Below are 12,871 nucleotides of genomic sequence, written 5' to 3'. Positions count from 1 at the left end.
GTGAAACATGACACATCTGTTTCTGTCGTGTTGCAGTCCCACTCATTCCCGCTCGACCGACCTCGTCCACCACGGTCATACGTCAGACACGGGTGAGCAGCAGGGAGCCGACCGCGTCCACCTCGGCGGTCCAGCCGGCACGCACCAGGCAGGTCGCCTCGGCGAACTCGACGATCGCCGGCCCTGCGACGCCGTCGCCCGGCCCCAACCCCGCGCGGGGCACGACAACCACGTCCTGCCAGGAACCATCCAGGTACACAGAGCGCCGGCCGCGCACCGCCGCGGGATCGGCGGCCGGGGCGGCCAGCCGGGGGCGCCGACCCGGCACTGTCATGACCATCCGCACGGCCACCACCTCGACATCCCGGCCGGGGGCCACATGCCCGTACCTGCGCATGTGCTCGGCTTCGAAGGCCGCCCGCACCCGGCTGACGGAAACACCATCACCGGCTCCCGGCAGCCCGCGCCCGGACGCGGCCACGATCGTCAGCTCGTGCGACTGGCCGGTATACCGGCAGTCGACCAGTAGTTCGACCATGAACACGGATACGTCCGCGGGCGGGGCATCTCCGGCTGCGGTCCTGGCCAGCTCGGCGAAGGCCGCGGCCAGGTCGACATCGGCGAGCAGGCCACGCACGGCGCGCAGGTGGTCCCGGCGGACGTCGCCGAGGGCAAGGCCCAGCGCGGAGAGCACGCCGGCGGCCAACGGCACCAGCACCCGGTGCATCCCCAGCTCCTCGGCCAGCGCGCACGCATGCATCCCACCCGCGCCGCCGAAGGCCACCAGGGTCAGGTCCCGCGGGTCAAGCCCACGTTCCACCGAGACCACCCGCAGCGCCCGGACCATCTCCGCGTCGGCAACGGCGACCACACCGGCCGCCGCGGCCACCGCGGCCAGGTCTCCCCCGCTCGTCCCCGATGCGCTCGTCCTCAATTCCATACCGAGGGCTGCCAACGCCTTGTGGGCGGACGCGCGCGACAGGCTGACCTCGCCACCGAGGCTCGCGCCGTCGGCCAGAGCGCCGAGTACCAGGTCCGCGTCGGTCACCGTCGGCTCGGTCCCCCCGCGGCCGTAGCATGCCGGGCCGGGGTCGGCGCCGGCCGAGCGGGGCCCGACCCGCAGCGCCCCGCCGGAGTCCACCCATGCCACCGACCCGCCGCCGGCGCTCACCGAGTGCACGTCCACTGTGGGCAACGTGATCGGTATGCCGGCCAGCATCGACTCGGCGGTGATCTGCACCCGTCCCCCCAGCACCGGCGCGACATCGGTGGATGTTCCGCCCATGTCGAAGGTGAGCAGATCGGCCACGCCCGACAGCCCCGCGACGTAGGCGGCACCGACCACTCCGCCGGCCGGCCCCGACAGCACGCATGCCGCGGCGTGAGCGGCTGCGGTCCCGAGATCCACCACCCCGCCGGAGGACTGCATGACCAGGGGCACCGGCAGCCCCGCGGCCACGCACCGGCGGGCGAGCGCCCGCAGGTAAGCCGACAGCGTCGGCGTCAGGTAGGCGTCGGCGACGGTGGTGGCGAACCGCTCGTACTCCCGGAACTGCGGCAGCACCTCGTGTGAGGCCACCACGGTGACCCCGGGCAGGCTGCTGCGCAGCACGTCGGCGACCTGGCGTTCGTGCTCGGGATGGACGAAGGAGAACAGCAGGCACACGGCCACGGCCTGAAGATCGTCAACAGTCGCGAGTGCCGCGGCGACCTCCCGCGGACTGTCCTCATCCAGCGCAATGATCACACCGGCCGGCCCGGTGCGCTCCACGACGGTGTAGCGGAGTTCGCGCGGCACCAGTGCCGGCGGGCGATCGCGGGTGAGGTCGTAAAGCGCCGGCCGGTTCTGCCGACCGATCTCGATGATGTCGGCGAACCCGCGGGTGGTCACCAGAGCGGTACGCGCCCCCCTCCGCTCCAGCAACGCGTTGGTGGCAACCGTGGTGCCGTGGGCGAAGCGCTCGACCGTTGCGGGCTCGAAAGCCCCGTGCCCGGGGTGCCCGGGCCCTGCGCTCCCGGAGCCGGTAGCGAAACCGGCACCACGGACGGCGGCCAAGACGCCGACCGACGGGTCGGCGGGCACCGACGGCACCTTTGCGAAAACCAGCTGCCCGTTGTCGTCAACCGCGACCAGGTCGGTGAAGGTGCCACCCACGTCGACCCCGAGCCACACCGCCACGCATGGATCCTCGCATGTCCCAGATCCCGTCCCGGAACACATCACAGGACGCGACTGGATCACAGGACTGGCGCTCGCGGCTGCCTCCGCCGCACGCACGTCGCGAATGCCCGGATCGGGACGGTCCCTGTCAGATACTGGCACACTTCCCATGCCCGTGGCCTGTCTCACGGGTCACAGCGTTCGGACAGATCAGATGAAGCCGACGGGTAGCCTGAGCACACAGCAACGGAAGGGCCCGCACAGCGGGCCATAACAAAGGGTAGATAGAGGGGAACGCCCCCGTGACAGCACCGACGGTACCCGAGTCCGGACCCGACTTCGGCCCCAACGAGTGGCTGGTATTCGAGATCTACCAGCAGTATCTCGCGGACCCTGAGAGTGTTTCGCCGGAGTGGCGCGAGTTCCTCTCCGACTATCAACCGGGCGAGGTGAACGGGCAGCCGAGTACGACCAGGCCCGTCCCCCCTGTTGTCACAGCCGGTTCGGTGCCGCAGCCGAGCCAGGTGGACGCGGCGCCCACCGGCGCACCGAGTGCCGCGGCGCCCAGCGCGCCTGCTCCTGCGCCTGCGCCTGCACCGGCCCGGACATCGGCGCCGACATCCGGGTACGTCGCACCAACCCCGACCAACGGCGTCCCGACCTCGCCACTGCGTGGTGCCGCCGCCCGGGTCGTCGCCAACATGGAGACGTCCCTGCATGTCCCGACTGCGACCTCCGTACGCGCGGTCCCGGCCAAGCTGATCGCGGATAACCGGATCGTCATCAACCGGCACCTGGCCCGTTCCCGTGGCGGCAAGGTCTCGTTCACCCATCTGATCGGGTATGCGATGGTCAAGGCCCTTGAGACGGCGCCGGCCATGAACTACTCGTATGGCGAGATCGGCGGCAAGCCGACGCTGGTCGCACCGGAGTACGTCAACCTCGGTCTCGCCATCGACCTGGTCAAGGGGTCGTCCCGGCAGCTGGTAGTGGCCGCGGTCAAGCAGGCCCAGGCCATGGACTTCAGCCAGTTCTGGCTCACCTACGAAGATCTTGTACGGCGGGCCCGGACGAACAAGCTCACCGCCGACGACTTCGCCGATGTGACGATCACTCTGACCAACCCCGGGGGCATCGGCACCGTGCATTCGGTTCCGCGCCTCATGCAGGGCCAGGGGACGATCATCGGTGTCGGTGCCATGGAATACCCGGCCGAATTCCAGGGCGCCTCCACCGAGACGCTGGCGAAGCTGGCGGTCTCAAAGATCATCACGCTGACCAGCACCTACGACCACCGGATCATCCAGGGTGCGCAGTCCGGCGAGTACCTGCGCCGCATGCACCAGCTGTTGCTCGGCGAGGATGACTTCTACGAGGGAATCTTCCGCTCGCTGCGCATCCCGTACGAGCCGGTGCGGTGGGTCACCGACATCACCTCGTCCCACGAAGGTGACCTCGACCACGGCACCCGGGTCCTCGAACTGATCCACGCCTACCGGGTGCGCGGACACCTCATGGCCGACACGAACCCCCTCGAGTTCGCCATCCGCAGCCATCCCGACCTCGACATCATCAGCCACGGCCTGACCCTGTGGGACCTCGACCGCGAGTTCCCCGTCGACGGCTTCGCCAGCCACCGTAGGATGACGCTACGCGATATTCTCGGTGTCCTGCGGGACTCCTACTGTCGTCGGGTCGGCATCGAGTACATGCACATCCAGGAGCCCGACGAACGGGGCTGGATCCAGCAGCGGGTCGAGCGGGCCGCTGAGCGGCCAGACCCGGCCGAGCAGCTGCACGTCCTTGAGCGGCTCGGTGCGGCCGAGGCGTTCGAGTCGTTCCTGCAGACCAAGTACGTGGGGCAGCGGCGGTTCTCCCTCGAAGGCTCCGAATCGGCGATCCCGTTGCTCGACGAGGTACTCCAGCGGGCCGCCGAGGCGGAAATGGACGAGGTCACCTTCGGGATGGCCCACCGCGGCCGCCTGAACGTGCTGGCGAACATCGTCGGCAAGTCCTATCGGCAGATCTTCGCCGAGTTCGAGGGCTACGTCGACCCGCAGACCGCACACGGTTCGGGCGATGTGAAGTACCACCTCGGCGCGGAGGGCCTCTACACCAGCCCGGACGGCCGTCAGGTGCGGATTTCGCTCGTGTCCAACCCGTCCCACCTGGAGGCGGTCGACCCGGTGCTCGAAGGTGTCACCCGGGCCAAGCAGGACATGCTCAACAAGGGTCCCGAGGGGTTCACCGTCCTGCCCGTGCTCGTCCACGGGGATGCAGCCTTCGCCGGCCAGGGTGTGGTCGCCGAAACGTTGAACCTTTCGCAGCTGCGCGGTTACCGCACCGGCGGGACTGTGCACGTCGTCATCAACAACCAGGTCGGGTTCACGACCTCGCCGATCGCCAGCCGCTCGTCGGTGTATGCGACCGACGTCGCCCGGATGGTGCAGGCCCCGATCTTCCACGTGAACGGGGACGACCCCGAGGCGTGTGTCCGGGTGGCCCGGTTGGCCTTCGAGTACCGGCAGGCGTTCCACAAGGACGTCGTCATCGACATGGTGTGCTACCGGCGGCGCGGGCACAACGAGATGGACGAGCCGTCGTTCACCCAGCCGCTGATGTACGACACGATCGCCACGAAGCGGTCGGTCCGCAAGCTCTACACCGAAGCGCTGATCGGCCGTGGTGACATCACGCTGGCCGAGGCCGAGCAGGCCATGAAGAACTACTCGGCGCAGCTGGAGAAGGCGTTCGCGGAGACCCGTGACACCACCCAGCGCCCGGCTCGCGGACCCCGGCTGGTGACGACACCGGCGGAGGCCGCAGCGGCCGCCGCCGTGTCCACCGCCGTGTCCCTGGACACCATCAAGATGATCATCGACACGCAGACCGCCCTGCCGGCCGGATTCACCGTCCACCCCCGGCTGCGCCCGCAGCTCGAACGCCGAGCCCAGATGATCGCGAACGGAACGATCGACTGGGCGTGCGCGGAGACCATCGCGTTCGGTTCAATCCTGCTCGACGGTCGGCCCATCCGCCTTGCCGGGCAGGACAGCCGGCGCGGCACCTTCGGCCAGCGGCACGCCGTTCTGGTCGACCGGCACACCGGTGAGGACTACTCCCCGCTGAAGTCGCTGGAGGCCGAGGACGGCGCCGGCACCTTCTACGTCCACGACTCGCTGCTGAGCGAGTTCGCGGCGATGGGTTTCGAGTACGGCTACTCGGTGGCCCGCCCAGAAGCGCTCGTGCTGTGGGAGGCACAGTTCGGCGACTTCGCGAACGGGGCGCAGTCGATCATCGATGAGTTCATCGCGGCGGGTGAAGCCAAGTGGGGCCAGCGCAACTCGGTCGGCCTCCTGCTCCCGCACGGCTATGAGGGTCAGGGCCCGGACCACTCCTCCGCCCGGATCGAGCGGTTCCTGTCGCTGTGCGCCGAGAACAACATGGTGGTCTCCGCCCCGTCGAGCCCGGCCAGTTACTTCCATCTGCTGCGTCGTCAGGCGCTCTCGCCGGTGCGGCGTCCGATGGTGGTGTTCACCCCCAAGTCGATGCTGCGGCTGAAGGCCGCGACCTCGACGGTCGAGGAGCTGACGTCCGGGTCATGGCGGCCGGTGATCGACGATGCCGGGATCAGCGACCGGGCTGGCGTCCGGAAGGTACTGCTGTCAGGCGGGAAGGTCTACTACGACCTCCTGGCCGAGCAGACCGGCAAGAAAGTCCTCGACACCGCGCTCGTCCGGATCGAACAGCTCTACCCGACGCCGGTCACGGAGCTCGGTGACGTCCTGAAAAGCTACCCGAACCTGGCCGACGTGGTCTGGGTCCAGGAGGAGCCGGCCAACCAGGGTGCCTACCCGCACATGGCCATCCACCTGCCCGACGCCCTGCCAGCGGGGCTACGGTTGCGTCGGGTGTCACGCAAGGCGTCGGCCGCGCCCGCGTCCGGGTCCTCCTCGGTGCACGAGAAGGAGCAGAAGGCGCTGGTCGAGGCGGCGTTCACCGCATAGCGCTCCGGAGACTGCGGCCTCCGGGCGCGCGATCTGACGATCATCACATGCCCTTTGGCCCTCTGAGAGCGCCTGAAAGAGGGGCCGGGAAGCGGAGCGGACGGTGTACTTCACCGACAGGGGTATCGAGGAGCTGTCGACGCGTCGCGGTGGGGAGACCGTGACGCTCGACTGGCTCGCCGACGAGTTGCGCGCGTTCGTCGATCTGCATCCTCAGTACGAGGATGCAGTCGAGGAACTGGCCACCTACCTGGCCCGGCTCGACGACCCGGACGGCTGAGACGGGCAGGGCTGAGACCGACCGGAATCGGCGGCTGACGGCCACCTCAGATCGGCCTCGGACGGTGAGCATCAGACGGTGAGGACGAGTTTGCCGAAGACCTCGCCGCCGGCCAACTGCGCGAACGACGCGCGCGCATCCGCCAACGGCCGGACATCGGCGATGAGCGGCCGTAGGCCGACGCGATCGGCCAGGGTCGCGAGGTCGGCCAGCTCGTCGCGGGTGCCCATGGTCGAACCGATCACCGACAGTTGCAGGAAGAAGATCCGGTTCAACTCGGCCGGCGGGTTCGCGCCACTCGTCGCGCCGGCGCACACGATCCGGCCGCCTGGACGCAGCGCCCGCACCGAGTGCACCCAGGTCGCCGCGCCAACAGTCTCGATGACCGCATCCACCTTGACCGGTAGCCGTGCCCCGGATTCGAACGCCCCGTCCGCACCGATCTTGATGGCCCGCTCACGTTTGGATGCCTCTCGCGAGGTGACGAAAACGGTATGGCCGGCAGCCTTCGCGATCATGATCGCGGCGGTGGACACACCACCACCCGCACCCTGCACCAGCACGGTGCCACCACCGGCGGGCGGCAGTCCGGCCCGGTTGACGACCATCCGGTAGGCGGTCAGCCAGGCCGTCGGCAGGCAGGCGGCCTCCTCGAAGGACAGCGACGCGGGCTTGGGCACGAGGTTGCGCCGCGGTACGGTCACCACCTCGGCAAGGGTTCCCTGATGCAGCTCCGAGAGCAGCGAACGTCGCGGGTCAAGCGTCTCGTCGCCGCCACCCGCGGCCGGGTCACCGACGACCGCGTGGACGATGACATCCTCGCCGTCCGCGCTCACGCCGGCCGCATCACACCCCAGGATCATCGGCAGCCGGTCCGCCGGTAGCCCAACCCCGCGCAGGCTGAAAAGATCATGATGGTTGAGCGCTGCCGCCCGGACGGCCACCGTCGTCCAGCCGTCGGGGACGGAGGGTTCTGGCCGCTGCGTGACAGCCAGACCAGACAGCGGATCGTCAGGGCTCTGCGAGACGGCGGAAACAGCGAGCATCGGTACACAGTAGAGCCGCTGCGGATGCAATGCGGCCCAGTGGATGCGCCAGCGGATGCGCCCGCGGATGCGAAGGCGACTGCCACCGATCGGCACAGCGACACCAGCCCAAAACCCACCCGACAGACAATCGATATGATCACAATAAACGGGTGGGTAAGCTCACGAGCAGCGCGGCGCCCATCGCGTGGCCGTCCAAACTGTGCTCCACTCTTCGATGTGGTGTCACACAAACAGGTACCGGCGACCAGTATGGGCTCGTCCCGATGGTTCCGCCGCAGACAGCGCACGCCCGTTCTGGTAGCCGACCCTGCACCATCTGCACACGCCGGCAACGACACGATCGTCATCGTCTCGGCGACGGACTTCGTCTCCTGTAGCTACAAAGGATGCGGGACGCTCCGGCCCTTGGTGGACGCCTCCGAGAACCGCCCGTGCGCCGGCTGCAGACGTGTCTGAACCCGGGACGCCCGCCTGAGCTGGGATGCCGGCCTGGGCCCGGGGAACCTGGGCAGTGTGCCCAGGTTCCCCGGGGTCGGCATCCCCCGCAGGGAGCCGCCGTTACCGACGGGCGACACCTTCGGGTTACCGACGGGTGACACCGTCGGGTTACCGACGGGCGACACCGTCGACGCGGGCCTGCTGCGCCACGGCGGCGGCAACCGCCGGCGCCACCCGGTCGTCGAACACACTCGGGATGATGTGCCGCTCGGTCAACTCATCCGCGATCACCGAGGCGAGAGCGTTGGCCGCCGCCAACTTCATCGGCTCGGTGATCCGGCTCGCGCGAACATCCATTGCCCCACGGAACACGCCCGGGAAGGCCAACACGTTGTTGATCTGGTTCGGGTAATCGCTTCGACCGGTCGCCACGACCCGGGCGTAGCGGTGCGCAACCTCCGGGTCGACTTCGGGATCGGGATTCGCCATGGCGAAGACGATCGACTCCGGCGCCATCGACGCCACCGCATCCTCGGGCACCTTGCCCGAAGACAGACCGATGAAGACGTCGGCTCCGGCGAGCGCATCGTTGATCGAACCCGACAGGCCGGCCCGGTTGGTCTCGGCCGCGACCATCGCCTTGATCGGAGTGAGGTCGGAACGCCCGGTGTGCAGCATGCCACGACTATCACCGACCGCAATGTCCCCGATACCGGCCGCCAGTAGGATGCGGGTCACGGCCACACCCGCGGCACCCGCGCCGGACACGACCACACGCAGGTCGCCCAGACGCCGGCCGGTCAGGCGAGCGGCGTTCTCAAGGGCGGCCAGCGTCACGATGGCCGTCCCGTGCTGGTCGTCGTGGAACACCGGGATGTCCAGCCGGCTCTGCAACAGCTGCTCGATGGCAAAGCACCGCGGCGCGGAGATGTCCTCCAGGTTGATGCCGCCGAAACCGGGCGCCAACCGGACGACGGTCTCCACGATCTCCTCAACCTCGGTGCAGTCGAGGCAGATCGGCACCGCGTCCACGCCGGCAAAGTGTTTGAACAGCGCGGCCTTGCCCTCCATGACCGGTAGCGCCGCGGCCGGGCCGATGTCGCCGAGCCCCAGCACCGCCGTGCCGTCGGTCACCACGGCGACCGCGTTGGACCTCCACGTGAAGTCGTCGGCAAGCGCGGGCTCGGCCGCTATGGCCATGCAGACCCGCGCGACGCCGGGAGTGTAGGCGAGCGACAGGTCCTCACGGTCGTTCAACGCAACGGTCACAGCTAGGCCGATCTTCCCGCCCTTGTGCAGGACAAAGACGGGGTCGGTGTCGCGGCCGACCGATCCGGGCACGTCCGTGAGCGCGGCCGGCGCGGCCGGCACCCGCATGGACGGATCTGGCCCGGCATGACCAACGGAATGGTCGGTTGTGGCAGTCATCACATACTCCCTCGGACGAGATGCCTCGACGGGTGGGAGGCCTGGACGGCGAAGCCGGGGGTTGCCCGGGGATGCTGCCCAATATGACACGCGGACCCGTCGGCCCGCCCGCGAACGCCTCTGGACTCCGACTGAAGCACGCCCATGTGCCCGGACGCACAAGGTGCGCGCCGACGAACAGGCGGCGCGTCGAAACGCCGATGGATCAGCACAGCAACCCCAATGGAGCCGCGCTGGCCGAACCGGACCGGCGGCGCCGCAATGATCGACAACAGCCGGCCGCCATGGTCGGCAAGCCGACAGCACGGGCTGTTCAGGGTGCCCGCTGACGGCCGCGGACAAGTTGGCCACCCAAAGGGCATCATTACCCGGTACGGTGCGCGTTCGTGGAGGTTCATGAACTTGCGATAGCCGGCGCCTGGGTGTTCACCCCCCGCCAGCACACCGATGACCGAGGCACGTTCCTGGAGTGGTTCCGCTCCGAGACCGTTACCAAGGTGATCGGTCACCCACTCGATCTCGCCCAGGCGAACCACAGCGTGAGTCGGCGCGGGACGCTGCGCGGCGTCCACTACGCCGATATCCCGCCCAGCCAGGCCAAATATGTCACCTGTGTGCACGGCCAGGTCCTCGACTGCGTGGTCGACATCCGAATCGGCTCGCCGACCTACGGCACGCATCAGGCGGTCGTGCTCGACGACGTTGACCGGCGGGGCCTCTACCTCGCCGAGGGGCTCGGTCACGCCTTCATGGCACTCACCGACAACGCGGCGATCTCCTACCTCTGTTCGACGCCCTACAACCCCTCACACGAGCACGGCATCGACCCGCTTGACCCTGAACTGGCATTGCCGTGGCCACCGGAGGTGCCGCCGCTGTTGTCCGAGAAAGACGCTGCTGCCCCGTCGCTGAGGGACGCCGAAGCCGCGGGCCTGCTCCCCTCCTACTCCGACTGCCTCGCCTTCTATGCAGCCCTGCGCAGCCAGCAGGGCCGCGGCCAATAGCGGGCGACGACCCTGCCCAGGACGTCCTGCGACGGCACAGAGCCGAAGGTCGCGCTGTCCGTGCCGAACATGACGTTGTCGGATCGCAGCCACCACGACCCGTCGGGTTCGACGAAGGCCGCACGCTTCACCCCGAGCCCGCGCCCGGGCAGCCGCGCCACGACCACATCTCCCACCTGTGGGGCCACGCCCCACAGCACCACACACGCATCACCGTCGCGCAGGGTCGGCAGCATGGACTCCCCACTGACCCAGACCGCCCGTACCGCAACACCTCGGCTCACCCGGGTAGGTTGCCAGAGGGTGGGGACAGAGCCCAGATGCCGTCCAGGATCGCTCCGGCCCGCCGCGCCTGACGGCCACCTTGCACCTTGCACTTTGCACCCACCTGATGTTCCTCATCGGTCCAGCGGACGAGATACGTCCAGCATGACGAGAAAGGACGGCGGCATGAGCCTCCTGCGTCCAAAGACAACGGTCAGCGCCCACTGCGACCTGCCCTGCGGGGTCTACGACCCGGCTCAGGCGAGGATCGAAGCGCAGTCGGTGAAGGCAATCCAGGAGAAGTACCAGGCGAACGAGGACCCGGCCTTCCGCGCCCGCGCCCTGGCCATCAAGGAGGAGCGCGCCGAGCTGGTCAAGCACCACCTGTGGGTGCTGTGGACCGACTACTTCAAGCCCAACCACGTCGAGAAGTACCCCGACCTGCATGATCTGTTCTGGCAGGCCACCAAGGCGGCGGGAGCGGCCGGCGCCAAGGGTTCGGTCGACCCGGCCGACGGGCAGCAGTTGCTTGAGCTCATTGACCGGATCTCCACGATCTTCTGGGAGACCAAGGCCGCATAGAAACAGCGTTCCTGACGGATCGGCTCCACCGATCCGTCAGGAACGGCTCCGCTCTGCCCGGCCCGGCTGACTTGCCACATCGCGGGACACGGGAAGCGGGACGAATACCCTTATTTTTCCAGAAAGATCAGTTTTTTCGTCTCGGTAGGACCATCTCCATATCCAGGGCGATGGGACGTAGTCGGAATCACCTTCACAATCGCCAGAATTGATCACCCGACCTGCGATGACACCGCAGCGCTGGGTACGGTGGTCTTCACGTGGCACGAGCTGGGAACGGACGCCGGCGGCCGAGGACGGGGCGATCATGGGTTTTCGCGCCGCCGGAGGCCCACAGCGACACGAACGGCCGAGGGCGGCGCGATCATGATTTTTCACGCCGCCGGAGGCCCTGAGCGACAAGGGGGTACCGCGGTGGACACGACGCCGAAGACCGGAACCGCGAACGGTCAGGGCGGTGTCCCGGGTGGCGGGGTCCCCGGTACCGGGGCCTCCACCAGCACAGTTCCCAGCTCCGGAGTGCCTGGTGGCGGGCTGCGGGACATTGTGCAGCTCACGCTTCCCGCGGCAAGCGCCTACCTGTCGGTGCTTCGGACCGCAACGGCCTCGCTAGCGGCCCGTGCCGACTTCACCCTCGACGACATCGAGGACCTGCGGATCGCCGTGGACGAGGCATGTGCTCTGCTCCTGCTGTCGGCTGTGCCCGGGTCGAACCTGGAATGCACCTTCGAGCTCGCCCCCGGAGTCATCCAGGTCGCCGTGACGGTGCTCAGCCTGGACGGCGAACCCCCGTCCACCGACACGTTCGCCTGGACGGTGCTGACCGCCCTCGCCGATGAGGTCTCCAGCTCGGTGACCGCCGATCCCCGGGTCACCATCAGGCTGCGAAAGCGGCGCGGTGTGCCCGAAGACCGAGTGCCCGAGAACCGAGTGCCCGAGAACCGAGTGCCCGGCCCCACGACCGCCGAGACTCGGGCTACCACGACACCATGGACCGGGAACGCGGGCGCGCCGAGCAACGGACCGGTGGGCGCGCCGTGACCGCAGGGCGCACGCGACCGTTGCAGGACGCCGTGACCCCGGCCACGCAACGCTCGCGGCCTTTGCTTGACGACACCCACGGCCTCATCGCCCAGAACGCATCGGCCCCCGCCGCAGCAACCCCCGATGATGCCGCCGAGCACGAGTCGCCCGCAGGCGGGCCAGGCGGGCCAGGTGGAGGCGACATCCCGCCGCCAGCGTCCGCCGCGCCCAGTGCGGCGGTCACGGCGCAGGCCAGACCAGACAACGATCCACGCTACGGTTCGGGCCATCCAGGCGAGACCAACGACCGGGCGCGCGCCCGCGAACTGTTCGCCCAGCTGGTCGCGATGCCCGACCGCACCCCCGAACGGGCCGAGATCCGCGACCAGCTCGTCCGGATGCACCTGCCGCTGGTGGAATACCTGGCCCGTCGCTTCCGTAACCGCGGCGAGCCGCTCGACGACCTGACCCAGGTCGCGACGATCGGACTGATCAAGTCTGTTGACCGCTTCGATCCCGAGCGCGGGGTGGAGTTCTCCACCTATGCGACGCCTACCATCGTCGGCGAGATCAAGCGGCACTTCCGGGACAAGGGCTGGGCGATCCGGGTTCCGCGACGGCTGCAGGAACTCAAG

General features: G+C 68.7%; 10 protein-coding genes. 6 read left to right on the top strand and 4 right to left on the bottom strand.

Translation table 11 applies throughout. The features are described from left to right. Positions 1-82: 82 nt before the first annotated feature. Entirely contained in the window at positions 83-2,221 is a 2,139-nt protein-coding gene (locus U9977_RS11015) for a hydantoinase/oxoprolinase family protein (protein WP_416210552.1), read from the bottom strand. A gap of 242 nt (positions 2,222-2,463) precedes the next feature. Here U9977_RS11015 and U9977_RS11010 point away from each other — a divergent pair, with 242 nt between their 5' ends. After that, on the top strand, positions 2,464-6,168 hold the full coding sequence (locus U9977_RS11010) for a multifunctional oxoglutarate decarboxylase/oxoglutarate dehydrogenase thiamine pyrophosphate-binding subunit/dihydrolipoyllysine-residue succinyltransferase subunit (RefSeq protein ID WP_322749124.1): 3,705 nt from the start codon (positions 2,464-2,466) through the stop codon (positions 6,166-6,168). A gap of 103 nt (positions 6,169-6,271) precedes the next feature. Continuing rightward, the gene (locus U9977_RS11005) at positions 6,272-6,448 is read left to right on the top strand and encodes a DUF6104 family protein (protein ID WP_322749123.1); all 177 of its coding nucleotides are present in this window, start codon (positions 6,272-6,274) and stop codon (positions 6,446-6,448) included. Positions 6,449-6,519: 71 nt separating this feature from the next. On the opposite strand, the gene U9977_RS11000 is transcribed toward U9977_RS11005, so the two are convergent. Further along, on the bottom strand, positions 6,520-7,494 hold the full coding sequence (locus tag U9977_RS11000; protein ID WP_322749136.1) for a zinc-binding dehydrogenase: 975 nt from the start codon (positions 7,492-7,494) through the stop codon (positions 6,520-6,522). Positions 7,495-8,103: 609 nt separating this feature from the next. After that, entirely contained in the window at positions 8,104-9,312 is a 1,209-nt protein-coding gene (locus U9977_RS10995) for an NADP-dependent malic enzyme (protein WP_322749135.1), read from the bottom strand. A 437-nt stretch (positions 9,313-9,749) separates the two neighbouring features. Here U9977_RS10995 and rfbC point away from each other — a divergent pair, with 437 nt between their 5' ends. Then, positions 9,750-10,367 (top strand): dTDP-4-dehydrorhamnose 3,5-epimerase, encoded by a 618-nt coding sequence (gene rfbC / locus U9977_RS10990; protein WP_322749122.1) that lies wholly within the window; start codon positions 9,750-9,752, stop codon positions 10,365-10,367. Here rfbC and U9977_RS10985 read toward each other — a convergent pair. Beyond that, positions 10,328-10,651 (bottom strand): S24/S26 family peptidase, encoded by a 324-nt coding sequence (locus U9977_RS10985; RefSeq protein ID WP_322749121.1) that lies wholly within the window; start codon positions 10,649-10,651, stop codon positions 10,328-10,330. The two genes, rfbC and U9977_RS10985, sit on opposite strands and share 40 nt — an antisense overlap. A 166-nt stretch (positions 10,652-10,817) precedes the next feature. On the opposite strand from U9977_RS10985, the gene sodN reads away from it, so the two are divergent. From sodN to U9977_RS10970, 3 genes are all read left to right on the top strand, one after another. Beyond that, positions 10,818-11,213, top strand: coding sequence for a superoxide dismutase, Ni (sodN, locus tag U9977_RS10980; RefSeq protein ID WP_322749120.1), 396 nt, complete (start codon positions 10,818-10,820; stop codon positions 11,211-11,213). 414 nt (positions 11,214-11,627) lie between these two features. After that, complete coding sequence (locus U9977_RS10975) at positions 11,628-12,254, top strand: anti-sigma factor (RefSeq protein WP_322754126.1); 627 nt, start codon at positions 11,628-11,630, stop codon at positions 12,252-12,254. 62 nt (positions 12,255-12,316) lie between these two features. Continuing rightward, a partial coding sequence (locus U9977_RS10970; protein ID WP_322749119.1) for a sigma-70 family RNA polymerase sigma factor occupies positions 12,317-12,871 on the top strand: 555 nt, incomplete at its 3' end.

Source organism: Protofrankia sp. Cas8 (genome assembly GCF_963555845.1).
Classification (GTDB): Bacteria; Actinomycetota; Actinomycetes; order Frankiales; family Frankiaceae; genus Protofrankia.
This window is presented reverse-complemented; position numbering and strand designations above follow the sequence as displayed.

Excerpts from the sequence above, each read along its gene's own strand:
- U9977_RS10995 (WP_322749135.1), bottom strand. The coding sequence starts at position 9,312 with ATGCGGGTGCCGGCCGCGCCGGCCGCGCTCACGGACGTGCCCGGATCG.
- sodN (WP_322749120.1), top strand. The coding sequence starts at position 10,818 with ATGAGCCTCCTGCGTCCAAAGACAACGGTCAGCGCCCACTGCGACCTG.
- U9977_RS11015 (WP_416210552.1), bottom strand. The coding sequence starts at position 2,221 with ATGTGTTCCGGGACGGGATCTGGGACATGCGAGGATCCATGCGTGGCG.
- U9977_RS11000 (WP_322749136.1), bottom strand. The coding sequence starts at position 7,494 with ATGCTCGCTGTTTCCGCCGTCTCGCAGAGCCCTGACGATCCGCTGTCT.